The 26,180-nt window shown below is 58.9% G+C and carries 26 protein-coding genes; 21 read left to right on the top strand and 5 right to left on the bottom strand.

Going from position 1 to position 26,180, the window contains the following annotated elements; translation table 11 throughout:
• Nucleotides 1-340: 340 nt before the first annotated feature.
• A complete protein-coding gene (queG, locus tag DW58_RS17255) occupies nucleotides 341-1,480 on the bottom strand; it encodes a tRNA epoxyqueuosine(34) reductase QueG (protein WP_024548296.1) in 1,140 nt (379 codons plus the stop codon).
• Between queG and nnr the strand changes: the two genes are divergently transcribed.
• The 16 genes from nnr (at nucleotide 1,479) to DW58_RS17175 (ending at nucleotide 20,140) form a co-directional block, all read left to right on the top strand.
• On the top strand, nucleotides 1,479-2,987 hold the full coding sequence (nnr, locus tag DW58_RS17250) for a bifunctional ADP-dependent NAD(P)H-hydrate dehydratase/NAD(P)H-hydrate epimerase (RefSeq protein WP_029696493.1): 1,509 nt from the start codon (nucleotides 1,479-1,481) through the stop codon (nucleotides 2,985-2,987). The two genes, queG and nnr, sit on opposite strands and share 2 nt — an antisense overlap.
• A gap of 7 nt (nucleotides 2,988-2,994) precedes the next feature.
• A complete protein-coding gene (gene tsaE, locus DW58_RS17245) occupies nucleotides 2,995-3,465 on the top strand; it encodes a tRNA (adenosine(37)-N6)-threonylcarbamoyltransferase complex ATPase subunit type 1 TsaE (protein ID WP_024548297.1) in 471 nt (156 codons plus the stop codon).
• A 4-nt stretch (nucleotides 3,466-3,469) separates the two neighbouring features.
• The gene (gene amiB, locus DW58_RS17240; RefSeq protein WP_024548298.1) at nucleotides 3,470-4,813 is read left to right on the top strand and encodes an N-acetylmuramoyl-L-alanine amidase AmiB; all 1,344 of its coding nucleotides are present in this window, start codon (nucleotides 3,470-3,472) and stop codon (nucleotides 4,811-4,813) included.
• Between the two features lie 9 nt (nucleotides 4,814-4,822).
• Nucleotides 4,823-6,703: a DNA mismatch repair endonuclease MutL gene (gene mutL / locus DW58_RS17235; RefSeq protein ID WP_024548299.1), complete on the top strand. Its 1,881-nt coding sequence runs from the start codon at nucleotides 4,823-4,825 to the stop codon at nucleotides 6,701-6,703.
• A complete protein-coding gene (gene miaA, locus DW58_RS17230) occupies nucleotides 6,696-7,646 on the top strand; it encodes a tRNA (adenosine(37)-N6)-dimethylallyltransferase MiaA (RefSeq protein ID WP_024548300.1) in 951 nt (316 codons plus the stop codon). The genes mutL and miaA overlap by 8 nt, the downstream gene beginning before the upstream one ends.
• A gap of 93 nt (nucleotides 7,647-7,739) precedes the next feature.
• On the top strand, nucleotides 7,740-8,051 hold the full coding sequence (gene hfq / locus DW58_RS17225; protein ID WP_024548301.1) for an RNA chaperone Hfq: 312 nt from the start codon (nucleotides 7,740-7,742) through the stop codon (nucleotides 8,049-8,051).
• 75 nt (nucleotides 8,052-8,126) lie between these two features.
• Nucleotides 8,127-9,407: a ribosome rescue GTPase HflX gene (gene hflX / locus DW58_RS17220; protein WP_024548302.1), complete on the top strand. Its 1,281-nt coding sequence runs from the start codon at nucleotides 8,127-8,129 to the stop codon at nucleotides 9,405-9,407.
• Nucleotides 9,408-9,566: 159 nt separating this feature from the next.
• Nucleotides 9,567-10,832 carry an FtsH protease activity modulator HflK gene (gene hflK, locus DW58_RS17215; RefSeq protein ID WP_024548303.1) on the top strand — a complete coding sequence of 422 codons (1,266 nt, stop codon included), beginning with the start codon at nucleotides 9,567-9,569 and terminating at the stop codon, nucleotides 10,830-10,832.
• A gap of 3 nt (nucleotides 10,833-10,835) precedes the next feature.
• Nucleotides 10,836-11,840 (top strand): protease modulator HflC, encoded by a 1,005-nt coding sequence (gene hflC / locus DW58_RS17210; protein WP_024548304.1) that lies wholly within the window; start codon nucleotides 10,836-10,838, stop codon nucleotides 11,838-11,840.
• Between the two features lie 122 nt (nucleotides 11,841-11,962).
• On the top strand, nucleotides 11,963-12,160 hold the full coding sequence (locus DW58_RS17205; protein WP_024548305.1) for a DUF2065 domain-containing protein: 198 nt from the start codon (nucleotides 11,963-11,965) through the stop codon (nucleotides 12,158-12,160).
• 102 nt (nucleotides 12,161-12,262) lie between these two features.
• Complete coding sequence (locus tag DW58_RS17200) at nucleotides 12,263-13,561, top strand: adenylosuccinate synthase (protein WP_024548306.1); 1,299 nt, start codon at nucleotides 12,263-12,265, stop codon at nucleotides 13,559-13,561.
• A 297-nt stretch (nucleotides 13,562-13,858) separates the two neighbouring features.
• A complete protein-coding gene (gene nsrR, locus DW58_RS17195; RefSeq protein WP_024548307.1) occupies nucleotides 13,859-14,284 on the top strand; it encodes a nitric oxide-sensing transcriptional repressor NsrR in 426 nt (141 codons plus the stop codon).
• Between the two features lie 150 nt (nucleotides 14,285-14,434).
• On the top strand, nucleotides 14,435-16,882 hold the full coding sequence (gene rnr / locus DW58_RS17190) for a ribonuclease R (protein WP_024548308.1): 2,448 nt from the start codon (nucleotides 14,435-14,437) through the stop codon (nucleotides 16,880-16,882).
• A gap of 187 nt (nucleotides 16,883-17,069) precedes the next feature.
• Entirely contained in the window at nucleotides 17,070-17,801 is a 732-nt protein-coding gene (gene rlmB / locus DW58_RS17185) for a 23S rRNA (guanosine(2251)-2'-O)-methyltransferase RlmB (RefSeq protein WP_024548309.1), read from the top strand.
• A gap of 190 nt (nucleotides 17,802-17,991) precedes the next feature.
• On the top strand, nucleotides 17,992-18,369 hold the full coding sequence (locus DW58_RS17180; protein WP_029696492.1) for a DUF350 domain-containing protein: 378 nt from the start codon (nucleotides 17,992-17,994) through the stop codon (nucleotides 18,367-18,369).
• Nucleotides 18,370-18,505: 136 nt separating this feature from the next.
• Nucleotides 18,506-20,140 carry an isovaleryl-CoA dehydrogenase gene (locus tag DW58_RS17175; RefSeq protein WP_024548311.1) on the top strand — a complete coding sequence of 545 codons (1,635 nt, stop codon included), beginning with the start codon at nucleotides 18,506-18,508 and terminating at the stop codon, nucleotides 20,138-20,140.
• On the opposite strand, the gene DW58_RS17170 is transcribed toward DW58_RS17175, so the two are convergent.
• From DW58_RS17170 to bsmA, 3 genes are all read right to left on the bottom strand, one after another.
• On the bottom strand, nucleotides 20,141-22,072 hold the full coding sequence (locus DW58_RS17170; protein ID WP_024548312.1) for a methyl-accepting chemotaxis protein: 1,932 nt from the start codon (nucleotides 22,070-22,072) through the stop codon (nucleotides 20,141-20,143).
• Between the two features lie 181 nt (nucleotides 22,073-22,253).
• Entirely contained in the window at nucleotides 22,254-22,541 is a 288-nt protein-coding gene (yjfN, locus tag DW58_RS17165; RefSeq protein WP_035885446.1) for a DUF1471 family protease activator YjfN, read from the bottom strand.
• 133 nt (nucleotides 22,542-22,674) lie between these two features.
• Entirely contained in the window at nucleotides 22,675-23,004 is a 330-nt protein-coding gene (bsmA, locus tag DW58_RS17160; protein ID WP_024548314.1) for a biofilm peroxide resistance protein BsmA, read from the bottom strand.
• Nucleotides 23,005-23,193: 189 nt separating this feature from the next.
• Here bsmA and yjfP point away from each other — a divergent pair, with 189 nt between their 5' ends.
• The 5 genes from yjfP to rplI all read left to right on the top strand — a co-directional run bounded on the left by yjfP (nucleotide 23,194) and on the right by rplI (nucleotide 25,530).
• Nucleotides 23,194-23,952: an esterase gene (gene yjfP, locus DW58_RS17155; protein WP_024548315.1), complete on the top strand. Its 759-nt coding sequence runs from the start codon at nucleotides 23,194-23,196 to the stop codon at nucleotides 23,950-23,952.
• 138 nt (nucleotides 23,953-24,090) lie between these two features.
• Nucleotides 24,091-24,486 carry a 30S ribosomal protein S6 gene (gene rpsF / locus DW58_RS17150; RefSeq protein WP_024548316.1) on the top strand — a complete coding sequence of 132 codons (396 nt, stop codon included), beginning with the start codon at nucleotides 24,091-24,093 and terminating at the stop codon, nucleotides 24,484-24,486.
• Nucleotides 24,487-24,492: 6 nt separating this feature from the next.
• A complete protein-coding gene (priB, locus tag DW58_RS17145; protein ID WP_024548317.1) occupies nucleotides 24,493-24,807 on the top strand; it encodes a primosomal replication protein N in 315 nt (104 codons plus the stop codon).
• A 4-nt stretch (nucleotides 24,808-24,811) separates the two neighbouring features.
• Nucleotides 24,812-25,039 carry a 30S ribosomal protein S18 gene (rpsR, locus tag DW58_RS17140; protein WP_000135199.1) on the top strand — a complete coding sequence of 76 codons (228 nt, stop codon included), beginning with the start codon at nucleotides 24,812-24,814 and terminating at the stop codon, nucleotides 25,037-25,039.
• 41 nt (nucleotides 25,040-25,080) lie between these two features.
• Nucleotides 25,081-25,530 carry a 50S ribosomal protein L9 gene (rplI, locus tag DW58_RS17135; protein ID WP_024548318.1) on the top strand — a complete coding sequence of 150 codons (450 nt, stop codon included), beginning with the start codon at nucleotides 25,081-25,083 and terminating at the stop codon, nucleotides 25,528-25,530.
• A 69-nt stretch (nucleotides 25,531-25,599) separates the two neighbouring features.
• Here the strand turns inward: rplI and DW58_RS17130 are convergent, their stop codons facing one another.
• The gene (locus tag DW58_RS17130) at nucleotides 25,600-26,178 is read right to left on the bottom strand and encodes an OapA family protein (protein WP_024548319.1); all 579 of its coding nucleotides are present in this window, start codon (nucleotides 26,176-26,178) and stop codon (nucleotides 25,600-25,602) included.
• Nucleotides 26,179-26,180: the final 2 nt, after the last annotated feature.

Here is a 26,180-nt window from a genome sequence, read left to right as displayed (position 1 = left end):
AATAGCTCAGTTGGTAGAGCACGACCTTGCCAAGGTCGGGGTCGCGAGTTCGAGTCTCGTTTCCCGCTCCAAATCTTCTTCCTTTCTTAATTATCCACAGCAGAAACACCATGCTGAGGATGGTTTGCGTTTTATTGTCACAGAGTTTTAAACAGAGTTATCCACAGGATGGCGTCGGCGGCTGTGAATCTAGTCGGCAAATTATTATTTGGCAAGTTTTTATAACGCACTGTTATTATTGCACTTATTTTTTGAGTGAAATGCTATCCTGGCGGCTTGACGATTTTTTGCACCTTGAATGACAACGTCTTTTTAATTTTATTCACAGTCGGACGCAGGCTCAGGCGTCGCGCGGCAGACCTTTTTCCACCACCCGTACCAGCCGTTTTTTCTGCGGAAGCTGTACCTCAATCGCGTTAGCGTTTCGCTTAGCGATCTGCTGTGCCATCGCCCACTCAATATGTTCATCCAAAAGCGGGTGCTCCCCTTTACGCTGTGCTAACGCCGCGAGTATCGCCTCGTCCCAGGGCGCATTGCCCAGCGCGACCGCAATATTTCGCAGCCAGCGCAGATGCCCGATGCGGCGAATAGCCGACCCTTCCGTGACTTTCAAAAACTGCGCTTCGCTCCACGCGAACAGCGTGACCAGCTCCGGCGCATGCAGCGCCTGACGCGGGCTAAAATCGGCTTCGTCGGTCAGCTGCGAAAAGCGATTCCAGGGGCAGATGAGCTGGCAGTCGTCGCATCCGTAGATACGGTTGCCAATAAGCGGGCGAAATTCTTCCGGAATTGCCCCTTCTAACTCAATCGTGAGATAGGAGATACAGCGGCGGGCATCCACGGTGTAGGGTTCGACGATAGCGCCGGTGGGGCAGATCGTCATGCAGGCCACGCAGCGGCCGCAGCCCTCTTCGACCGGGGAATCGATCGGCAGAGGCAGGTCGATCAGCAGCTCGCCGAGGAAAAAGAACGACCCGGCGTCGCGGCTAAGAATAAGCGAGTGCTTACCCGTCCAGCCAAGCCCGGCTTTTTCCGCCAGCGGGCGCTCCAGAATGGGCGCAGAGTCCACAAAGGGTCTAAAATTCAACGTGGCGCAGTGCTGCTGGATGGTTTCGCCCAGCTTCTTCAGGCGGTTACGCAGCAGCTTATGGTAGTCACGACCCAGCGCGTAACGGCTGACATAGCCGAGGCGTGGGTTCTTAAGCGTGCTGGCGAAAGCCGCGTTGGCGGGCAGGTAGTTCATGCGCACGCTGATAACGCGTAGCGTGCCGGGAAGCAGTTCGTGCGGGCGGGCGCGCATCATACCGTGGCGCGCCATCCACTCCATTTCACCGTGATACTGTTTGTCGAGCCACGCCTGCAGTTTGGGCTCGCTGGCGCTGAGATCGGTATCGGTGATACCTACCTGCTGAAAACCCAGTTCGGCACCCCACTGTTTAATATTTTGCGCTAACTGATTGAGATCGAGGGGCTGTGACATGACGGACCATAAGATGAAAACGAACGCGGCCAGTATACCACACTCTGTCTGGCCGGCAGCCTGGCTGCGCACCGCGGAACGCGAGGCGGCGGACAGCCTGGGCATTACGCTCTATGAACTGATGCAGCGCGCGGGGGAAGCCGCTTTCCGCCTGGCGCGCGAGTGCTATCCCGAAGCGCAGCACTGGCTGGTGCTGTGCGGCCACGGTAATAACGGCGGCGATGGCTACGTGGTGGCACGCCTGGCGCAGAGCGCGGGGCTCAGCGTTACGCTGCTGGCGCTGGAGAGCGATAAACCGCTGCCTGAGGAGGCCGACACCGCGCGTCAGGCGTGGCTCGATGCGGGCGGTGAAATTCATGCCGCCGATGCCCTGTGGCCGGAGACGGTGGATCTGATTATTGACGGGCTGCTCGGCACGGGAATCAACGATGCCCCGCGCGAGGCGGTCAGCGCGCTGATTGAAAAGGCCAATGCGCATCCCGCGCCGGTGGTGGCACTGGATATTCCCTCCGGCCTGCTGGCGGAAACCGGGGCGACGCCGGGCGCGGTCATCAATGCGTCACACACGCTTACCTTTATCGCCCTGAAGCCCGGCTTGCTGACTGGCAAGGCGCGGGACGTCACGGGCGTGCTGCATCACCATGCGCTCGGCCTGGAGAGCTGGCTGGCCGGGCATCAGGCACCCATTATGCGTTACGGGGCCGAGGATTTATCCCGCTGGCTGAAACCGCGGCGGCCCACCTCGCATAAAGGCGACAACGGTCGTCTGCTGATCGTTGGCGGCGACAGCGGTACCGCCGGGGCTATTCGTATGGCCGGGGAAGCCGCATTGCGGGCGGGTGCAGGCCTGGTGCGAGTGCTTACTCGCGCAGAGAATATCGGCCCGCTGCTGACGGCCCGCCCGGAGCTGATGGTGCAGGAGGTGACCGATGCCACGCTGGAGCAGGGGCTGGAATGGGCCGATGTGTTGGTGATTGGGCCGGGGCTCGGCCAGGAGAAGTGGGGCAAGCGGGCGCTGCAAAAAGCAGAGAACTTTCGCAAGCCGATGCTGTGGGACGCCGATGCGCTCAACCTTCTGGCAATCCACCCCGATAAACGTCACAATCGCGTGATTACGCCCCATCCCGGCGAGGCGGCACGGCTGCTGCGCTGCAGCGTGGCGGAAATTGAAAGCGACCGCTTACTTTCCGCTCGACGCCTGGCCCAACAGTATGGTGGTGTAGTGGTGCTGAAAGGCGCGGGAACGGTTGTTGTCGATGAAACGCAACTGGGCCTGATCGACGCCGGCAATGCCGGTATGGGCAGCGGCGGCATGGGCGACGTGCTCTCCGGTATTACCGGCGCGATGCTGGGACAGAAGCTGGAGGCCTACGACGCGGCCTGCGCGGCCTGTGTGGCGCACGGGGCGGCGGCGGACGCCGTTGCCAGCCGGATCGGCACCCGAGGAATGCTGGCGACGGATCTGTTTACGACGCTGCACTATTTTGTTAACCCGGAACTGAATTGACCTGACCATGATGAATCGTGTTATCCCCTTATCCGACGAACAGGCGACTTTAACTCTTGGCACGCGCGTTGCGCAGGCCTGTGAAGGGGCCACGGTAATTTATCTTTTTGGCGATCTGGGTGCGGGCAAAACCACCTTCAGCCGCGGCTTTTTGCAGGCGCTGGGCCATGTGGGCAACGTAAAAAGCCCCACCTATACCCTGGTGGAACCCTACACCCTCGACAAACTGACGGTGTATCACTTCGACCTTTACCGGCTGGCGGATCCTGAAGAGCTGGAGTTTATGGGCATCCGCGACTATTTCACCGACGATGCCATCTGCCTTATCGAATGGCCGCAGCAGGGCGCGGGCGTGCTGCCCGAGCCGGATCTCAGGATCTACATCGACTATCAGGCACAGGGGCGAGAGGCGCGCATTCAGGCGGCTTCCGCATCGGGTGAGGCATTACTGGCGCGGCTCGCTACCCCGCAAGGATGACAGGATGAAATTTCGCGTGAAAGAGTGGTTGATGGCCGCACTGCTGTTGCTGTGTGCACCGGCTTTTGCGGCGAGTTTATCGGATATTCAGGTGTCCAACGGTGACCGCCAGGCGCGCATCACCTTCAGCTTTATCGGCGAGCCCGACTACGCGTTCAGCCAGCAGGGTAAACGCAGCGTGGCGCTTGATATCAAGCAGACCGGGGTGATTCAGGGGCTGCCGCTCAACTTCAGCGGCGACAACCTGGTGAAAAGCATCCGCTCCGGCACGCCAAAGGATAACCAGTCCCTGCGTCTGGTGGTGGATCTCACCCAGAACGGTAAAACCCGGGCGGAAAAACAGAAGCGCGGGGATAACTATACGGTGGTGTTTACCATCAACGCCGATGCGCCACCGCCTCCGCCGCCTGCGCCGGTCATTGCCAGACGCGAGCCGCCACAGCCGGTATCGCGCCCGGTCCAGCAGCAGCCGGCGAAAAACCCCTTTGACGAAGACCGCAACCGCGTCACCAGCGTGATTGGCAGCAATACCACCACGCGGCCCGTCGCCCAGGCACGGGCGCCGGCTGGCAGCGGACAGGTGGTGGTGGCCATCGACGCCGGTCACGGCGGCCAGGATCCCGGTGCCATTGGCCAGGGCGGCACGCGTGAGAAAAACATCACCATCGCCATCGCCCGCAAGCTGCGCACGTTGCTGAATGCCGACCCGATGTTCAAAGGGGTGCTGACCCGCGACGGAGACTACTTCATCTCGGTAATGGGCCGCTCCGACGTGGCGCGCAAACAGAATGCCAATCTGCTGGTGTCGATTCACGCCGATGCCGCTCCTAACCGTCAGGCCACCGGCGCCTCGGTGTGGGTACTTTCTAACCGTCGCGCCAACAGCGAAATGGCGGGTTGGCTTGAACAGCATGAGAAGCAGTCCGAGCTGCTGGGCGGCGCGGGCGACGTGCTGGCGAACAGCGAGGCCGATAAGTATCTCAGCCAGGCGGTGCTGGATTTGCAGTTCGGACATTCGCAGCGCGTCGGGTATGATGTCGCGACCAAAGTGCTGAGCGAAATGCAGCGCGTCGGCTCGCTGCATAAGCGCCGCCCGGAACACGCCAGCCTGGGCGTGCTGCGTTCGCCGGATATCCCCTCCCTGCTGGTCGAAACCGGGTTTATCAGTAACAGCAGCGAAGAGCGACTGCTGGCAAGCGATGACTACCAGCAGCAGATTGCCGAGGCTATCTACAAAGGGCTGCGCAACTATTTCCTGGCGCACCCTCTGCAGTCCGCGCCGGATTCCCCGAATGCCAGCCAGACGGTGCGATCCGGCCCGGCGGGTAGCGGGCTGTTGACCAACTAAGGAGTAGCCATGCCGATTCAGATCCTACCCCCTCAGCTTGCGAACCAGATTGCCGCTGGCGAAGTGGTGGAGCGCCCTGCGTCGGTGGTCAAAGAGCTTATCGAGAACAGCCTCGACGCTGGCGCAACGCGCATTGATATTGATATCGAACGCGGCGGCGCTAAGCTGATTCGCATTCGCGACAACGGCTGCGGCATCGGTAAAGACGAGCTGGCGCTGGCGCTGGCGCGGCATGCCACCAGCAAGATCGCCTCTCTCGACGATCTGGAGGCCATTGTCAGCCTCGGTTTTCGCGGCGAAGCGCTGGCCAGTATCAGTTCGGTATCGCGCCTCACGCTCACCTCTCGCACCCAGCAGCAGCAGGAGGCCTGGCAGGCCTATGCGGAAGGGCGCGACATGAATGTGACGGTGAAACCCGCCGCGCATCCGCCCGGCACCACGCTGGAAGTGCTCGATCTTTTCTATAACACTCCGGCGCGCCGCAAGTTTATGCGCACCGAAAAAACCGAATTCGGCCATATTGATGAAGTGATTCGTCGTATTGCACTGGCCCGCTTCGACGTCACTATTAACCTGAGCCACAACGGCAAAATGGTGCGTCAGTATCGCGCGGTCCCTGAAGGCGCGCCGCGTGAACGCCGCCTCGGGGCGATTTGCGGTACGCCGTTTCTGGAAAAAGCGCTGGCTATCGAATGGCAGCACGGCGATCTGGCGCTGCGCGGGTGGGTTGCCGAACCCACCAGCACCACGGCGGCGCTGGGCGATATTCAGTATTGCTACGTGAACGGGCGCATGATGCGCGACCGGCTGATCAACCATGCAATTCGCCAGGCGTGCGACGACAAGCTCGGTGCCGGTGAGCAGCCAGCCTACGTGCTGTATCTGGAGATCGACCCGCATCAGGTGGACGTCAACGTACATCCGGCCAAGCACGAAGTGCGCTTCCATCAGTCCCGACTGGTGCATGACTTTATCTATCAGGGCGTTGTCACCGTGCTGCAGCCGCAGGCGGACGCCGCGCTGCCGCTGAGCAACGAGGCGGAAGCGGAGACGGCGCGCTGGCAGCCGGAAAACCGCGTGGCGTCCGGGAAGAATCACTTCTCCGGGCCGGACCTGGCGCGCGACAGCGCCGCGCCGCGGTATGCCACCAGCGAAACGGCCGCGCCGCGCAATGCGCACTCTGCGCCACGACAGGGCGCTGCGCCGGGCTGGCCCAACGCCCAGCCGGGCTACCAGAAACAGCAGGGGGCGCTCTATCAAAAACTGATGGACGTGCCGGCGACGGACCGCACGCCCGCCGCCGAACCGCCGCCGGCGATGACGCATGACGCCCATTCGCACAGCTTTGGACGTGTACTGACCATCATCGCCCCACACTATGCGCTGATGGAGCGGGGCGCCGCGCTTGCGCTGCTGGCCTTGCCGGTGGCAGAGCGCTGGCTTAAACAGGCGCAACTGGCGCCCGGCAGTGAAAAACTGTGCGCCCAGCCGCTGCTTATCCCGGTGCGGCTGAAGCTCGGCGCTCACGAACTGAAAACCGTGACGCAGGCGCAACCGCTTCTGGCAAAAATGGGTATTGAATTGTTAACCGACTCGCAACATCTTACGATTCGGGCGGTGCCTTTACCCTTACGCCAACAAAATTTACAAATCTTGATTCCTGAACTGATAGGCTACCTGGCGCAGCAGACAGTGGCGCAAGAATCAGATGTCGCGCAATGGCTTGCACGTCATCTGGCGAGCGAACACCAGCAGTGGAACATGGCCCAGGCCATCTCCTTACTGGCCGACCTCGAACGACTCTGTCCGCAACTGGTGAAGTTACCGCCTGGTGGTTTGTTACAACCTGTTGATATACATCCGGCGATGAAAGCCCTGAACCATGACTGAAGTAAGTAAGACTGGCCTGCCACAGGCGATTTTTTTGATGGGCCCCACGGCCTCTGGCAAAACCGCGCTGGCGATAAACCTGCGGAAAACATTACCGGTAGAGTTGATTAGCGTCGATTCCGCCCTTATCTACAAGGGAATGGATATCGGTACCGCCAAGCCCACCGCCGATGAACAGGCTCAGGCTCCGCATCGGTTGATGGACATCCTCGACCCGGCGCAGGCGTACTCCGCCGCCGATTTCCGGCGCGATGCGCTCGCGGAAATGGCCGCAATTACCGCAGCAGGCAAGATCCCGCTGCTGGTGGGTGGTACCATGCTTTACTTCAAAGCATTACTGGAGGGGTTATCGCCGCTGCCATCGGCGGATCCCGCAGTCAGGGCTCGAATCGAGCAACAGGCAGCAGAGCAGGGATGGGACGCGCTGCACCGGCAACTTGAGGTCATCGACCCGGTTGCCGCAGCACGGATTCATCCAAATGATCCGCAAAGGCTTTCCCGGGCACTGGAAGTTTTTTTCATTTCGGGTAAAACTTTAACGGATCTGACGCAAACGTCAGGAGACGCTCTGCCTTACCAGGTGCATCAGTTCGCCATCGCCCCGGCGAGCCGTGAACTGCTCCATCAACGAATCGAGCAGCGTTTTCATCAGATGTTAGCTTCAGATTTTGAAGCTGAAGTGCGGGCGCTTTATGCCCGTGGAGATTTGCATACGGAGATGCCTTCCGTTCGTTGTGTGGGATACCGGCAGATGTGGTCTTATCTGGCGGGGGAAATATCACACGATGAAATGGTTTATCGAGGTATTTGCGCCACGAGACAATTGGCGAAGCGCCAGATGACCTGGCTGCGGGGCTGGAAAGAGGTCCGCTGGTTAGACAGCGAAAACCCTCAGCAGGCCCTTGACAGCGTTCTTGAGGTTGTTGGTGCTAAGCAACACTAAGTGTGTACAATTAACCCGTATTGCGCGGATTTTACGAAGTTTTCAGGGCCTTCGGGTTCTAAGTACAAAACAAGCATATAAGGAAAAGATAGAATGGCTAAGGGGCAATCTTTACAAGATCCGTTCTTGAACGCACTGCGTCGCGAACGTGTTCCAGTTTCTATTTATTTGGTGAATGGTATTAAGTTGCAAGGTCAGATTGAGTCCTTCGACCAGTTTGTGATCCTGTTGAAAAACACAGTGAGCCAGATGGTCTACAAGCACGCAATTTCTACGGTTGTTCCGTCCCGCCCGGTCTCACATCACAGCAATAACGCAGGCGGCGGTTCTAACAACTACCATCACGGTAGCAACGCGCAGGGCGGCAGTGCTGCGCCGCAGCAGGACAGCGAAGAGACCGAATAAGGTTGATGGCTGTTGTTCCATGTCGGGGGACCAGGTCATCTGTGTTCCCCGCTGGTCTTTTATGAGGGTTTACGCTTGTTTGACCGTTATGATGCCGGTGAGCAGGCGGTGCTGGTACACATCTATTTTACGCAAGATAAAGACATCGAAGATCTCCAGGAGTTTGAAGCTCTGGTCTCCTCCGCTGGTGTCGAAACCTTGCAGGTGGTTACCGGTAGCCGCAAAGCACCGCACCCCAAGTATTTTGTTGGTGAAGGTAAGGCAGTCGAAATTGCCGATGCAGTAAAAGCCACTGGGGCATCAGTCGTGCTTTTTGACCATGCGTTGACACCGGCTCAGGAACGTAACCTCGAGCGCCTGTGCGAGTGCCGCGTTATCGATCGCACCGGCTTAATCTTAGATATTTTTGCTCAGCGTGCCCGCACCCATGAAGGGAAGCTGCAGGTTGAGCTGGCGCAGCTGCGCCACCTGGCCACTCGCCTTGTGCGTGGCTGGACCCACCTTGAGCGTCAGAAAGGCGGTATTGGTTTACGCGGACCCGGTGAAACTCAGCTGGAGACCGACCGTCGCCTGCTGCGCAACCGAATTATGCAAATCCTCTCGCGCCTTGAGAAGGTAGAAAAACAACGAGAACAGGGGCGCCGGTCACGAACCAAAGCCGATGTGCCAACCGTCTCGCTGGTGGGCTACACCAACGCCGGTAAATCCACCCTGTTTAACCAGATTACCGAAGCCCGCGTCTACGCGGCGGATCAGCTGTTCGCCACGCTCGATCCTACGCTGCGACGTATCGACGTCGCCGACGTGGGCGAAACCGTGCTGGCGGATACCGTTGGGTTTATCCGTCATCTGCCGCACGACCTGGTCGCGGCTTTCAAAGCGACCCTGCAGGAGACGCGTCAGGCGACCCTGCTGCTGCACGTTATTGACGCTGCAGATGTGCGGGTGCAGGAAAATATCGACGCGGTAAATATCGTGCTCGAAGAGATCGAAGCAGACGAGATCCCGACGCTGCTGGTGATGAACAAAATTGATGCGCTGGATGATTTCCAGCCGCGCATCGACCGTGACGAAGAGAACAAACCTGTGCGCGTCTGGCTTTCGGCTCAGACGGGTGAGGGCGTACCACTGCTTTTCCAGGCTCTGACAGAGCGCCTGTCAGGTGAAATCGCGCAGCATACGCTGCGCCTGCCACCGGACGCCGGGCGTTTGCGGAGCCGTTTTTATCAGCTTCAGGCGATAGAAAAAGAGTGGATGGAAGAGGACGGCAGCGTGGGCATACAGATCCGTATGCCGGTGGTTGACTGGCGTCGTCTCTGTAAACAAGAACCAGCGCTGGTGGAATACGTTATCTGACCGGCTGGCTGCCTGAAGACATTTCCCCTCTCTGGGGGGTACCCAAAAGAGGTCAGGCTCCCTTTGCGTAAGCCGTCGCCCAGTGCAGGGCGCGGCGTGCAACAAGAGAGTCAGAAGGATGGCGGGTATATCACCGCACAACAATTATGGAGCATAAACATGGCGTGGAATCAGCCCGGTAATAACGGACAGGACCGCGACCCGTGGGGAAGCAGCAAACCAGGCGGCAACTCTGGGGGAAATAAAGGTGGACGTGAACAAGGTCCGCCCGATCTGGATGATATCTTCCGTAAGCTGAGCAAAAAGCTCGGTGGTTTCGGCGGTGGTAAGGGCACCGGAAATGGCAACGGTAACGCGCCGCAGGGCCCGCGTAACAACATGGGTAGCCGTGTTGTCACCATCGCCGCCGCCGCCGCAGTGATTATCTGGGCTGCCAGCGGTTTCTATACCATCAAAGAAGCAGAGCGCGGCGTAGTGACCCGTTTTGGCGAGTTCAACCGTCTGGTTGAGCCAGGCCTGAACTGGAAGCCGACGTTTATTGATAACGTTATCGCCGTTAACGTGGAGTCGGTGCGTGAGCTGGCGGCATCCGGTGTGATGCTGACCTCTGACGAGAACGTGGTGCGCGTGGAAATGAACGTGCAGTACCGCGTAACCGATCCGCGCGACTACCTGTTCAGCGTGACCAGCGCCGACGACAGCCTGCGCCAGGCCACAGACAGCGCGCTGCGTGGTGTTATCGGTAAATACACCATGGACCGCATCCTGACCGAGGGCCGTACCGTTATTCGTAGCGATACCCAGCGTGAACTGGAAGAGACCATCAAGCCGTACAACATGGGTATCACCCTGCTGGACGTCAACTTCCAGGCCGCTCGTCCGCCGGAAGAAGTGAAAGCGGCCTTCGATGATGCCATTGCCGCACGTGAGAACGAGCAGCAGTACATCCGCGAGGCGGAAGCTTACACCAACGAAGTACAGCCGCGTGCTAACGGTCAGGCGCAGCGTATTCTTGAAGAAGCGCGTGCCTATAAGACCCAGACCGTACTGGAAGCGCAGGGTGAAGTGGCGCGCTTTGCCAAAATCCTGCCGGAATATAAAGCGGCGCCGGAAATCACACGTGAACGTCTCTACATCGAGACCATGGAACGCGTGCTGAGCCATACCCGTAAAGTGCTGGTCAACGACAAAGGCGGCAACCTGATGGTGCTTCCTCTCGACCAGATGCTGAAAGGCAACGCGGCCCCGGCTGCGAAAAGCGATAACAGCGGCGACAATTCACTGCTGCGTCTGCCGCCCGCCTCGTCTACGAGCGGTGACAACCGGGCAAGCAATAGCCCGTCATCGTCATCGGCACGTGGCGACATCATGGACCAACGTCGCGCTAACGCGCAGCGTAACGACTACCAACGCCCAGGGGAATAAACGATGAGGAAGTCAGTTATAGCGATAATTATCATCGTGCTGGTCGCGCTCTACACCTCCATTTTTGTGGTGAATGAGGGCGAGCGTGGCATTACCCTGCGATTCAGTAAGGTTGTGCGCGATCAGGATAACAAGCCGTTGGTGTATGAGCCGGGCCTCCATTTCAAGATACCGTTTATCGAATCCGTGAAAACGCTCGATGCACGTATCCAGACCATGGATAACCAGGCAGACCGCTTCGTCACCAAAGAGAAGAAAGACCTGATCGTCGACTCTTACATCAAGTGGCGCATCAGCGATTTCAGCCGTTACTACCTGGCGACCGGCGGTGGCGACATCTCCCAGGCCGAAGTGCTGCTGAAACGTAAGTTCTCTGACCGTCTGCGTTCTGAAATTGGCCGCCTGGACGTCAAAGATATCGTTACCGACTCCCGCGGGCGTCTGACCTCTGAAGTGCGTGAAGCGCTGAACTCCGGTTCCGCAGGCACCGAAGATGAAGTCGAAACCCCGGCAGCCGATGATGCTATCGCGAAAGCAGCCGAGCGCGTGGCGGCGGAAACCAACGGTAAAATCCCGGTGGTTAACCCGAACAGTATGGCGGCGTTAGGGATTGAAGTGGTGGATGTGCGTATCAAGCAGATCAACCTGCCGACCGAAGTGTCCGAGGCCATCTTCAGCCGTATGCGTGCCGAACGTGAAGCGGTAGCACGTCGTCACCGTTCACAGGGTCAGGAAGAGGCTGAGAAACTGCGCGCCACGGCGGACTATGAAGTCACCCGTACGCTTGCAGAAGCACAGCGTCAGGGCCTGATCCTGCGCGGTGAAGGGGATGCCGAATCGGCAAAACTGTTTGCCGATGCGTTCAGCCAGGATCCGGACTTCTACGCCTTTATCCGTAGCCTGCGTGCGTACGAAAGCAGCTTCCAGAGCAACCAGGACGTCATGGTTCTGAGCCCGGACAGCGACTTCTTCCGCTACATGAAGACCCCGAGCACCAGCACGCGGTAATTCCACGCAAGCGGTAAAAAACCACCCGTTCCGGTTTACCGGCGGGTGGTTTTCTTTTGTCTGGCATCCGGTAAACGCCTTCGGGTATGCTGCGCTGCAAACGGTATCTGAGGAACATGATAATGAATTCAACCATCTGGCTGGCGCTTGCGCTGGTACTGGTACTCGAAGGGCTGGGACCCATGCTGTTTCCGCGTCTGTGGCGACGCATGGTGCTCAGTATGAGCCAGCAGCCGGATACGTTGCTGCGTCGTTTTGGCGGTGGTCTTGTGGTTGCCGGCTTCGTGATCTACTACATGTTGACGAAAACGATTAACTAGCCACGAATCCACGCCGTTCGGCGATTTTTGTCGTGTAAAAGTGCTGATCATCATCAAAACCGATGGTAGAATCCTTTTTTAAGCAAACGGTGATTTTGAAAAATGGGTAACAACGTCGTCGTACTGGGCACCCAATGGGGTGACGAAGGTAAAGGGAAGATCGTCGATCTTCTGACTGAACGGGCTAAATATGTTGTGCGCTACCAGGGTGGTCACAACGCAGGCCATACGCTGGTAATCAACGGTGAAAAAACCGTACTCCATCTTATCCCCTCAGGTATTCTTCGCGATAACGTCACCAGCATCATTGGTAATGGTGTGGTGCTGTCGCCTGCTGCGCTGATGAAAGAGATGAAGGAACTGGAAGATCGTGGGATCCCGGTTCGTGAACGTCTTCTGTTATCTGAAGCCTGCCCGCTGATCCTTGACTACCACGTCGCACTGGATGTCGCTCGCGAAAAAGCGCGTGGCGCGAAAGCTATCGGCACCACCGGTCGCGGTATCGGGCCTGCTTACGAAGACAAAGTCGCACGTCGCGGTCTGCGCGTAGGCGATCTGTTCGACAAAGCTACCTTTGCTGAAAAGCTCAAAGAAGTGATGGAGTACCATAACTTCCAGCTGGTGAACTTCTATAAAGTTGACGCGGTTGACTACCAGAAAGTGCTGGATGACGCGATGGCGATCGCCGATATCCTGACCGCAATGGTGGTGGATGTCTCCGACCTGCTGGATCAGGCGCGCAAGCGTGGTGATTTCATCATGTTCGAAGGCGCACAGGGTACGCTGCTGGATATCGACCACGGTACCTATCCGTACGTGACCTCGTCCAACACCACCGCTGGTGGCGTTGCGACCGGTTCCGGTATTGGTCCGCGCTATGTGGATTACGTGCTGGGCATCATCAAGGCGTACTCCACCCGCGTTGGCGCAGGTCCGTTCCCGACCGAACTGTTCGATGACATCGGCGAGTTCCTCTGCAAGCAGGGCAACGAGTTTGGCGCGACCACCGGCCGTCGTCGTCGTACCGGCTGGCTGGATGCGGTGGCAGTGCGTCGTGCGGTGCAGATCAACTCCCTCTCTGGCTTCTGCCTGACCAAGCTGGACGTGCTGGACGGCCTGAAAGAGGTGAAGATCTGCGTCGGTTACCGTATGCCGGATGGCCGCGAAGTCACCACCACCCCGATGGCGGCGGACGACTGGGAAGGTATCGAGCCGATTTACGAAACCATGCCAGGCTGGTCTGAAACCACCTTTGGCGTGAAAACCCGTGACGGCCTGCCGCAGGCAGCGCTGAACTACATCGCGCGTATCGAAGAGCTGACCGGCGTGCCGATTGATATCATCTCAACCGGCCCGGACCGTTCCGAGACCATGATTCTGCGCGACCCGTTCGACGCATAATCATTGAGGGGCGCTGAATGCGCCCCTTGTTACTTTTGTGTTACCCTGTTGCCTCTTCCACTGATTTCACGCCCTTTACTCCCCCACGACGAAGCGCAAATAAATTAGCGGCCCCATAGCTGGCTGGTTTATCATCAATATGATACTTACCCTTTATCCGTCCGGGTTCAGACCGTATCGCAGGTCGATGATGTAAATGGCCATCCGTGCATTGCGGTGTCATTTTCCTGTAACCCAAATCATTAAGGGTATGTCGCCCGCCGGCGACCACGTTATTTCCTGGAATCTGAGGTTGATGTGCAGTTAACAAGTTTTACCGATTTCGGTTTGCGAGCATTGATTTACATGGCATCGCTGCCCGAAGGGCGGATGACCAGTATTTCTGAAGTGACCAGCGTATACGGTGTGTCACGCAATCACATGGTCAAAATCATCAATCAGCTGAGTCGTTCAGGATACGTGGCCGCGGTACGCGGGAAGAACGGCGGAATCCGACTCGGTAAGCCGGCACATGAAATCTGTATTGGCGATGTGGTTCGCGAGCTGGAACCGCTGTCGCTGGTCAATTGTAGTAGTGAGTTTTGTCATATCACGCCCGCCTGCCGTCTGAAGCAGGTGCTGGCAAATGCCGTACAAAGCTTCCTCCAGGAACTGGATAACTACACGCTCGCGGACATGGTTGATCAAAACCAGCCGCTTTATAAATTATTGCTGGTGGAATAAGCAAAAACCGATGTTTTCAGGCCACATCACGGTGCAGACTGGACGATCTTTCTGGCATAGATAACTATGTTAAAGGTCATTCCCTTAGCCGACGATGAAACTGCCTGACACGGCGCGAAATCCATCAGAGATGACAACGGAGGAACCGATATGTCACATGATCCTTTTCAGGAACGAGAAGCCGAAAAGTATACCAATCCTATCCCAAGCCGGGAGTTCATCCTCGAACACTTAACTAAACGTGAAAAACCCGCGAGTCGGGATGAACTGGCCGTTGAACTGGGCATTGAAGGCGAAGAGCAGCAGGAAGCGCTGCGTCGCCGTTTACGCGCCATGGAGCGCGATGGTCAATTAGTGTTTACTCGCCGCCAGTGCTATGCGCTGCCGGAGCGCCTTGACCTGCTCAAAGGCACCGTTATCGGACACCGCGACGGCTTCGGCTTCCTGCGCGTGGAAGGCCGTAAAGACGACCTTTACCTCTCCAGCGAACAGATGAAGACCTGCATTCACGGCGACGTGGTGCTGGCGCAGCCGCTGGGTGAAGATCGCAAAGGCCGCCGCGAAGGCCGCGTTGTGCGCGTGCTTGAACCGAAAATGAGCCAGATCGTTGGCCGCTACTTCACCGACGCGGGCGTCGGCTTTGTGGTACCGGACGACAGCCGCCTGAGCTTCGATATCCTGATCCCGCCGGAAGAGATTAACGGCGCGCGCATGGGCTTTGTGGTGGTGGTCGAGCTGACCCAGCGCCCGACGCGCCGCACCAAAGCGGTGGGTAAAGTGGTGGAGGTGCTGGGCGACAACATGGGCACCGGCATGGCCGTGGATATGGCGCTGCGCACCCATGAAATTCCTTACGTCTGGCCGGAAGCGGTCGAAAAACAGATCGCATCCCTGAAGGAAGAAGTGCCGGAAGAGGCCAAAGTGGGCCGCGTCGATCTGCGTAAGCTGCCGCTGGTGACCATCGACGGCGAAGACGCACGCGATTTCGATGACGCCGTATTCTGCGAGAAAAAACGCGGCGGCGGCTGGCGCCTGTGGGTGGCCATTGCTGACGTCAGCTATTACGTCCGCCCGCCCACGCCGCTGGACGACGAAGCACGCAACCGCGGTACCTCGGTCTACTTCCCGTCACAGGTTATCCCGATGCTGCCGGAAGTGCTGTCGAACGGCCTGTGCTCGCTCAACCCGCAGGTTGACCGTCTGTGCATGGTGTGTGAGATGACCATCTCCGTCGGTGGCCGTCTGACCGGCTACAAATTCTATGAAGCGGTGATGAGCTCCCACGCGCGCCTGACCTACAACAAGGTCTGGCAGATGCTGCTGGGCGATCAGGACCTGCGCCAGCAGTATGCTCCGCTGGTGAAGCCTATCGAAGAGCTGCATAACCTCTATAAAGCGCTGGAGCAGGCGCGCGCGCAGCGCGGCGGCATCTCCTTTGAGAGCGAAGAGGCGAAGTTCATCTTCAACGCCGAGCGCCGCATCGAGCGTATTGAGCAGACCCAGCGTAACGATGCCCACAAGCTCATCGAAGAGTGCATGATCCTGGCGAACATCTCCGCCGCGCGCTTTGTTGAGAAGGCGGAAGAGCCGGCGCTGTTCCGTGTCCACGACCGTCCGACCAACGACGCTATCACCTCGTTCCGTACCGTGCTCGCCGAGCTGGGCCTCGAACTGCCAGGCGGCAACAAGCCGGAGCCGCGTGATTACGCCCAGCTACTGGCCTCAATTGCCGGCCGTCCTGACCATGAAATGCTGCAAACCATGCTGCTGCGCTCCATGAAACAGGCGATCTACGATCCGGAAAACCGCGGCCACTTCGGTCTGGCGCTGCAGCACTATGCGCACTTTACCTCACCGATCCGCCGTTATCCTGACCTGCTGCTGCACCGCGCCATCAAATATCTGCTGGCGAAAGAGCAGGGCCACAAAGGCAACAGCACCGAGAGCGGCGGCTGGCACTACAGCATTGAAGAGATGCTCCAGCTGGGGCAGCACTGCTCCTTGACCGAGCGTCGCGCCGATGAAGCAACCCGCGACGTCGCCGACTGGCTGAAGTGCGACTTTATGCAGGATCAGGTCGGGCAGGTGTTCAAAGGCGTGATCGCCAGCGTGACCGGCTTCGGTTTCTTTGTGCGCCTCACCGACCTGTTCATCGACGGCCTGGTACACGTCTCCTCGCTGGATAACGACTACTACCGCTTCGACCAGGTCGGACAGCGTCTGATTGGCGAATCCGGCGGTCAAACCTATCGTCTGGGCGATCGCGTGGAAGTGCGCGTGGAAGCCGTCAACATGGACGAGCGTAAGATCGACTTCAGCCTGATCTCCAGCCAGCGCGCGCCGCGCAACGTCGGTAAAACCGAACGTGAGCGCAACAGCAAGGCGGGCGGCGGCAAAAGCGGTGGCCGTCGTCAGACCGGCAAAAAAACCAACTTCGAGCCAGACAGCGCGTTTCGCGGCGACAAAGGCAAAGGGAAGGTGAAAAAAGAGGGCGCGTCCCGCAGCGCGAAACCGGCAAAAGGCGGCAAAGCCGCTACGGCAAAACCGGCCGGTGCCCCTAAAGGCAGACGCGGCTCTCGCAAGAAGAGCGCGGAGTAAGCGACACAGAGCAGGCCTGGTGCCTGCTCTTTTTTTGCCTGACCTGCGGCACACCGTCTGCGATCCGGGCATCAATCCGTTTTCACAGATGATCTGCCCGCGATGTTGGTTATAATGGGCGGATATGTTCAAAAAGCCGTTACGGCATCGCAACCAGGCGGGTCACCGCCCATAACGAGTATCCCCCATGAGTGAAATGATTTACGGCATCCACGCGGTGCAGGCGCTGCTGGAACGTGCCCCGGAGCGTTTTCAGGAAGTATTTATTCTGAAAGGACGTGAAGATAAACGTCTGCTGCCGCTTATCCACGCGCTGGAAGCCCAGGGCGTAGTGATTCAGGTTGCCAACCGCCAGTGGCTCGACGAGAAAAGCGAGGGCGCGGTGCATCAGGGGATCATCGCGCGCGTGAAGCCGGGCCGCCAGTATCAGGAGAACGATCTGCCGGATCTGATCGCCGAGCTGGATAATCCCTTCTTCCTGATCCTCGACGGCGTTACCGACCCGCACAACCTCGGCGCCTGCCTGCGCAGCGCCGATGCTGCCGGCGTGCATGCGGTGATCGTGCCGAAGGATAAATCCGCTCAGCTGAACGCCACCGCCAAAAAAGTAGCGTGTGGCGCAGCGGAGAACGTCCCGCTGATCCGCGTTACCAACCTGGCGCGCACTATGCGCCTGTTGCAGGAAGAGAACATCTGGATTGTCGGCACCGCTGGCGAAGCCGATCACACCCTGTTCCAGAGCAAAATGACCGGCCGCATGGCGCTGGTGATGGGCGCGGAAGGGGAAGGGATGCGTCGTCTGACTCGCGAGCACTGCGACGAGCTGATCAGCATTCCGATGGCGGGCAGCGTCTCTTCGCTGAACGTCTCGGTGGCGACCGGCATCTGCCTGTTCGAGGCGGTACGCCAGCGCGGCTAAGTAACGCCATCACGACGAAGCCATCCTGCGGGGTGGCTTTTTTTTGCCCGGCGCGCGCTGTGTAAAGTTTTATCAGGCGACAAGGATCCCGCAGGCAGGCTGCTACTATAAGCCACCAGGAGCCAGGCTCCTGTTTAACCATAACATTACCGCCTCGGGAGACAGGATTGTGCAGACACTTCATGGATTAATGGCGTTCGCCGCCTACTTTTTTATCGGGCTGGCGATGATCAACTGTTTTATGTTCATCTACACCCGCATCACCCCGCACGACGAGTTTCGGCTGATTAAAGACAACAACAGCGCGGCGGCCGTGACCCTCAGCGGTGCCATCATCGGCTACGTGATCCCGCTTGCCAGCGCCGCCGTAAACTCGGTCAGCATCGTCGACTACCTGATCTGGGGCGCGATCGCGCTGGTGGTGCAGCTCATTATCTACGGCGGGATGCTGATGTATATGCCGAAACTGAGTGAAAAAATCATCAACCGCAATCTGGCGGCCGGGATCTTTATGGGCGCGGCGTCGATCGCAGGCGGTATTCTTAATGCGGCCTGTATGACCTGGTAACCTCTTCGGCCCGGCCTTTTACAGGGCGGGCGCTTTCCCTTCGCCGACCGGCAATTCCCCTTTTTGTGACGCACGCCAGCGCAGGTGCTCCCGCGCTGTCCATACTTATGACGTTGCCACAAAGGAGGGACTCAGCATGCGTTGGCATACTCATACCGTGTTTAATCAGGTTACCGCACTCAACAACAGCAACCTTTTCCTTTCAGACGTTCCGCTCCGTGAAGCGGTGAACCGCGAGGCGGCCCAGTGGGATGCCGAGCTGCTCGCCAGTATCGGACAGCAGCTTGGCACCGCGGAGTCGCTGGAGCTTGGCAGGCTTGCCAACGCCAATCCGCCGGAGCTGCTGCGCTTCGACCCCACCGGGGAGCGGCTCGACGACGTGCGCTTTCATCCAGCCTGGCATCTGCTGATGCAGGGCCTGTTTGCCAATCGGGTACACAATCTGCCCTGGCAGGAGGATGCCCGCATCGGCTCCTTCGTCGCCCGCTGCGCGCGGTTTGTGCTTCACGGTCAGGTTGAGGCGGGGACGCTTTGCCCCATTACTATGACCTTCGCCGCCACGCCGCTGCTGCTTCAGGCGCTGCCCGCGCCGTTCCACGGCTGGCTTAAGCCGCTGCTCAGCGACCGCTACGACGCCCATCTTCAGCCCGGCAGCCAGAAGCGCGGCCTGCTGATCGGCATGGGAATGACCGAGAAGCAGGGCGGTTCGGACGTGCTGAGCAATACGACGCGCGCTGAGCCGCTGGATCGACGCGGACCCGGTGAAGCGTACCGCCTGGTGGGGCACAAATGGTTTTTCTCGGTGCCGCAGAGCGACGCCCACCTGGTGCTGGCCCAGGCCAGCGGGGGGCTCTCCTGCTTCTTCCTGCCGCGCTTTTTGCCCGACGGGCAGCGCAACGCGGTGCGGCTGGAGCGTCTCAAAGACAAGCTCGGCAACCGGTCGAACGCCAGTGCGGAAGTGGAGTTCCACGACGCCATCGGCTGGCTCATCGGCGAGGAGGGCGAGGGCGTTCGCCAGATCCTGAAGATGGCTGGTATGACGCGGCTCGACTGCGCGCTGGGCAGCCACAGCCAGATGCGACGCGCCCTGTCGGTGGCGCTGTACCACGCTCATCAGCGGCAGGCGTTTGGTAAACGGCTTATCGACCAGCCGCTGATGCGCCAGGTAACCGGACGGATGGCGTTGCAGCTGGAGGGGCAAACCGCGTTGCTGTTTCGCCTCGCCCGCGCCTGGGAGCAGCGCAGCGACCCGCGCGAAGCGGCGTTCTGCCGGCTGTTTACCCCGGCGGCGAAATTCACCATTTGCAAAGCCGGTGTGCCTTTTGTCGCGGAGGCGATGGAGGTGCTGGGCGGAAGCGGGTACTGCGAAGAGAGCGAGCTGCCGCGGCTGTACCGGGAAATGCCGGTCAACAGCATCTGGGAGGGCGCCGGGAATATTATGTGCCTTGATGTGCTGCGCGGGTTGACGAAGCAGCCGGGAATGCTGGAGATGCTCACGGCGGAGTGTGATGAGGTGAAGGGCCAGGACCGGCACTTTGACCGGGCCTGGCGTCAGCTACAGCAGCGGTTGCGCAAGCCTCATGAGGCGCAGGCGCGCGCGTTAACCACCCAGCTGGCGCACCTGGCTACCGGTGCGCAGCTGCTCCGTCACCTCTCGCCGCCGCTGGCGGAAGCCTGGTGCCGGATGATGCTCGATCCGCGCGGCGACACGCTGCTTAACGCGCAGGTGCTTGATGACCTGCTGTTACGCGCCACCGGCGGGGTCGGCTAGTCAGTCCTTAAGACGGAATACGCTCACCACCTCGTTCAGGTGGTGGCCCTTCTCGCGCAGGCTCTGAGACGTCTGCTCGCTGCGCGAGACGCGCTCGGCGTTGATGTGCGTCGCTTCGCCAATCTGGCTCATGGCGATGTTCACCTGGCTGATGCCCGCCGACTGCTCGTGTGAGGCGTGGTTAATTTCGGTCACCAGCTGATCGATCTGGTCGATATGGGTGATGATGGTATCCATCGCGTTACGCGTCTGCTCCGAGAGCGCGTGGCCTTCGCCCACTTTGGTCAGGGTATCGGCGATCAGCTGCTCAATCTCTTTCACCGCGTTCGCGCTGCGTGCGGCGAGCGCGCGTACTTCCTGCGCCACTACCGCAAAGCCTTTCCCGTGCTCGCCCGCCCGCGCGGCTTCCACGGCGGCGTTCAGCGCCAGGATGTTGGTCTGGAAGGCAATCGACTCGATAACATGAGTAATGTCGGCGATACGCTGCGATGCCCCACGAATATCATTCATGGTCGCTACGGCGTTGCCCACCGTCTCACCGCCCTGATGTACCGCCTGCGCAGCCTGGTTAACCAGCTGCTGGGTCTGAGACATGTTGGCGGCGTTCTGCTGCACCGTGGCGGCGATCTGTTCCATGCTGGCGGAGGTTTCTTCGACGCTGCTCGCCTGCTTGTTGATCTGCTCGCTGATTTCGGTGCTGTCGGCGGCCAGCGCATCGGTGCCGCTGCTGATTTCACCTGCGGCATCGCGTACCTGATGGACGATCTGCTGTAATCCGTTGCCGATCCCGTTAATCGCCTGGATCAGTTCCCCCACTTCATCTTTACGCTGGGAGTCGATGGTGGCGCGCAGATCCCCTGCCGCGTAGCGCTGGCCCAGCGTGATCACTTCGCGCAGCGGCGTGGTCAGCCAGCGGCGAATCGTAATGACGAACAGGGCCGCAAAGATCAGGGAGATCGCAAGGCCAATAATCAGGAACTGGTTACGCATGCTGTTGACCGAGGCGAGCAGCGAAGCCTTATCAACTTCACCGATAATCGCCCAGTTCCAGCCCGGCAGATGGGTGAACGTCAGCATCGCGGTACGGCCGTCCGGCTTTTGCATCTCTAAGGTGCCGGTTGATTCGGTCATCATGCGCTGCTGGATGGCATCCGACCACTGCGGACGTTTGCCTTCCTCTTTCTGGTGGAACAGATAGGTCCCGCTGTTGGCACCCGGCGTGCGGTCAAGCACGTAGAAGTGACCGGAATCGCCCAGACGGCGGCTGAGGATCTTGTCGCGCATCACCTGCCAGGAGGTGGTGATATCCACGCCCACAAAGATAATGGCGATGGTCTGGCCGCTGGCGTCTTTCACCGGCTGATACTGCGTGATGTAGCGCTTGCCGAACAGCTTCGCCAGGCCGCGATAGACCTCGCCTTTATTCACCGGCGCGAAAGCCGGGCTGGCGTGGTCAAGGATGGTGCCAATGGCACGGCTGCCGTCCTCTTTACGCAGCGAGGTGGCGACGCGCACGAAGTCATCGCCGCTGCGCACGAACAGCGTGGCGATAGCCCCGGTACGCGCCAGGAAGTCGTCGGGGATGTCATTATTTTCATGTAATGCGACATCACCGCCTTTAAGCAGTGGTACGGTAAAGCCGTTGATGGTGCGCGTTTCGCTGGCATCGCGGCTCAACGGCTGCGGAAGGAAGCTGGTGAAAAGACGGGTAAAGCTCTCGACCTCTTCCGTGAGGCTGCTGTTAAACATCACCGCCATATCCACTACGCCGGTGGTCTGATTGTGAAGGTCCTCAAGCGCCAGGGATTCCAGCTGCTTGCTGGCCTGCTGGCTTAACGTCCAGGTGAATAACAGAAACAGAATGGCGACGGTGCTGCCGGTAAGTAGGGAGAGTTTTGCTCCCAGTCCAAGTTGCCGGAAAAATGTAGTCATGACAGAGCCCAATAAATAAACAAAAGAATGGTGGCTCGTTCAACGGCAGAGGCGGGGGAACATTTACTGTTGAAATGTAATAAAATGTTTCTTATGTAAATTATTTGATCAAGATCATGGCGTGTTCAGCAATTAAACAAAAACCCCGCCGGGGCGGCGGGGAAGTGGTAACGTCAGGCCGTCAGGCGTAGATGATCGCCTGAACCCGCCAGTTATCCGGGTTCTGGTTCTCCTGCATCTGCACAATGCGGTACCAGGATGCGCCCTGCTCGTCGGCTTTCAGGGCAATAATGCGCTCCACGTCCTGGACGCTGCCTGAAATATTATTTACCGAGATTAGCCCGATTTCATTCAGGCCGGTGACGCGATCGGCGCAGGCGTTATCCGTAGACTGGGCCGAGGTGGTGATCAGCCCGACGGATAACAGCAGCGTGGTTAAAGCGAGAGAACGTTTCATTGTCAGCTCCATTTTCGTTACCCCGTACAGGCAGAGCACGCTGTCGCGCCCGGCTCATCCCTTTGAGACATGAAAACCATTGTGCACAGGAAACGCTAAAACGGCGCAAAGCAATGTAAAGCTGATGCAAAGTGCCCGCACCGTCTTACTTACGATAGAGGATCGCCTGGGCATACCACTGGCCGGGTACGATGGTTTCATCGTTGAGCACGATGACGTAATAGTCGGCCCCGGCGGCCACCGCTTTGGCCTTAAGCGCGGCTTCGCTGTCGCTCGGCGAACCCCGCTCCAGCACGGTGACGCTGCCCATACGCTGTAAACCCTGCGTCTGGTTACGCTGGATCTCCTGCGGCGCATCGGTGAGCGGCGGGGCAGGCTGCGGCGTACCTTCCAGTACGGAGCAGGCGGTGAGCGACAGGGCGAGCAACAGCGTAGCGATCCAACGAATAAGCATGTTTTGTTTCCTGATAGCGATGAGTGTAGTGGCCGTCCGCGCGGCGTTGAGAGATTGTTCTCTGAACTGTTACCTTACGCGCGCTTTTACCGGGAGTTTTCGCTGAAAACGTAGAGCGGATCGCAGCCCGTTTTTTGTCCCGTTACGCCCGAGGGTTGCGGGACCGCGCGCTGCGTGGCATACAGAAAGAAAGTATAGCGAGGTGTGGTAATGATTGAAATTTATACCGGGCAGTTTGCTGGCGTCGAGGCCCTTCATGCGGTTCCGGCGGGCCAGAAGGCTGCGGCGCTGCCCACGGTGGTGTTCTATCACGGCTTTAGCTCCTCAAAAACCGTCTACAGCTACTTCGCCGTGGCGCTGGCTCAGGCCGGCTTTCGCGCCATTTTGCCGGACGCGCCCCGGCACGGCGCGCGTTTCGATGGCGATGCCACCGCACGGGCGGGGCAGTTCTGGCAGATCCTGGCGCAGAACATCGCGGAGTTCGCCCCGCTCTCAGCGGCGCTGCACGACGCCGGGCTGGTCATGCCGGGGCAGCTCTATGTGGCTGGCGCCTCGCTCGGGGGGATGACCGCGCTCGGCCTGATGAGCGCGCACCCGGAGATCAACGCCGTGGCCTCGCTGATGGGCTCTGGCTATTACACGACGCTCGCCCGGGCGCTTTACCCGCCGAACCGCCTGCTAACCCCGGACGATCGGGCCGCCTTTGATGCCGTTCTTGCGCCGCTAGCCCGGCTGGAGGCGCCGCGCAATCTGGCACGTCTCGGAAATCGCCCGCTGTTTCTGTGGCACGGCGAGGAGGACGATGTGGTCCCGGCGACGGAAAGCGTTAGCCTCCAGCAGGCGCTGCACACCGCCGGACTGGCGAAAAATCTGACCTGCCAGTGGGAGGCGGGGGTGAAGCATCGCATCACGCCGGCGGCGCTGGAGGGCTGCGTGGCGTTCTTTCGCCGCGTTGCGGCAATTAATTAATCATTCGCCTTGAGTTCGCCGGGTAACGCAAGTATGATTACGCGTCAATTTTTCAGCCGCCCTTTAACAACGTTCCTTGCCTCCACGGGCCGCGGCTGACCCAGACAGGAGGCTGAATAATCCGTAAGGAGCAATTCGATGCGTCATTACGAAATCGTTTTTATGGTCCATCCTGACCAGAGCGAACAGGTTCCGGGCATGATCGAGCGTTACACTGGTGCTATCACCGGTGCAGAAGGCAAGATCCACCGTCTGGAAGACTGGGGCCGCCGTCAGCTGGCTTACCCGATCAACAAACTGCACAAAGCACACTACGTTCTGATGAACGTTGAAGCGCCGCAGGAAGCGATCGATGAGCTGGAAACTAACTTCCGCTTCAACGACGCCGTTATCCGTAGCATGGTAATGCGTACTAAGAACGCAGTTACCGAAGCATCTCCGATGGTTAAAGCGAAAGACGAGCGCCGTGAGCGTCGCGATGATTTCGCAAACGAAACCGCAGATGATGCAGATGCTGGGGATTCTGAAGAGTAATTTCTGATGGCCAACCGTCTGGTTTTGTCCGGTACCGTGTGCAGGACACCCCTTCGAAAGGTCAGCCCATCAGGAATTCCACACTGCCAGTTCGTGCTTGAGCATCGTTCTGTGCAGGAGGAAGCCGGTTTTCACCGGCAGGCGTGGTGCCAGATGCCTGTAATAATCAGCGGGCACGAGAACCAGGCCATTACTCACAGTATAACGGTCGGTACGCAACTCACCGTGCAGGGCTTTATTAGCTGCCACAAGGCGCGAAACGGTCTGAGCAAAATGGTGTTGCATGCCGAGCAGATTGAATTGATAGATTCTGGAGACTAGCCAAATGGCACGTTATTTCCGTCGTCGCAAGTTCTGCCGTTTCACCGCGGAAGGCGTTCAAGAGATCGACTATAAAGATATCGCAACGCTGAAAAACTACATCACCGAAAGCGGTAAGATTGTCCCAAGCCGTATCACCGGTACCCGTGCAAAATATCAGCGTCAGCTGGCTCGCGCTATCAAACGCGCACGCTACCTGTCCCTGCTGCCGTACACTGATCGTCATCAGTAATCGGTCACGGTCCATTAATACGACTTTGAGAGGATAAGGTAATGCAAGTTATTCTGCTTGATAAAGTAGCAAACCTGGGTAGCCTGGGTGATCAGGTTAACGTTAAATCTGGTTATGCTCGTAACTTCCTGGTACCGCAGGGTAAAGCTGTTCCTGCTACCAAGAAAAACGTTGAATTCTTCGAAGCACGTCGTGCTGAACTGGAAGCCAAACTGGCTGACGTTCTGTCCGCTGCTGAAGCGCGCGCTGCGAAAATCAACGCACTGGAAACCGTTACTATCGCGTCTAAAGCAGGCGACGAAGGTAAACTGTTCGGTTCCATCGGTACTCGTGACATCGCTGACGCTGTAACTGCAGCGGGCGTTGATGTTGCTAAGAGCGAAGTTCGTCTGCCGAACGGCGTTCTGCGTACCACTGGCGAACACGAAGTGGACTTCCAGGTTCACAGCGAAGTATTCGCTAAACTGACTATCAACGTTGTTGCTGAGTAATTCAGCCCCTTCGTGATACATCAGTAAAAACGCCGGCCTTGTGCCGGCGTTTTGCTTTTCTGCGCCGCGCTAGCGCACGCGCAGGAAGCTCCCGTCAGGCTGGCGGGTAAACAGTACCTGCACATTATTTCCCAGATCCACCGTCAGTGCGGTTACCACACCGTTGGCGTTCTGACGCACTTGCACCATCTGCCCACTCTGCAAATTACTCAGCGGCTTACCGTCGCCTTCGACTTTCGCCATCGCATACACGTCTTCGGCCGGCAGATTATGGTCGCGGAACAGCTGCGCCAGGGTTTTTCCGGAGTCGACCCGGTAGCTGCGCCACTGCTGTTCGATATCGTTCTCCTGGAACGGCGCGGGCGCCTGCCCGGACGACGGCGCCTGGGCCGTTGGGGCCTCGTTTGTGGTTGGCGTAGCCGGGGCCGCAGGCTGCGGCTGGACCACGTCCTGATTCAGCGGTGCCGGTTCGGGCGTGCGCGGAGGAATCGATGGCGCAGAGGGCCACAGGAAACAGAGGATCACCACCAGCGCCGCAATAAGAATGCCTTTGCGGTGAAACGAGGGCAGCGGGTCCATCAGCCGGAAACGATCCGGCGCGTCCCAGATGCGCATCAGGGTCTGTTTGATATTGAATCGCCCGGGCATAA

This window comes from Siccibacter turicensis LMG 23730 (assembly GCF_000463155.2).
GTDB lineage: Bacteria > Pseudomonadota > Gammaproteobacteria > Enterobacterales > Enterobacteriaceae > Siccibacter > Siccibacter turicensis.
The sequence above is the reverse complement of the archived record's forward strand: the minus strand, read 5'-3'. Positions and strand labels throughout refer to the sequence as shown.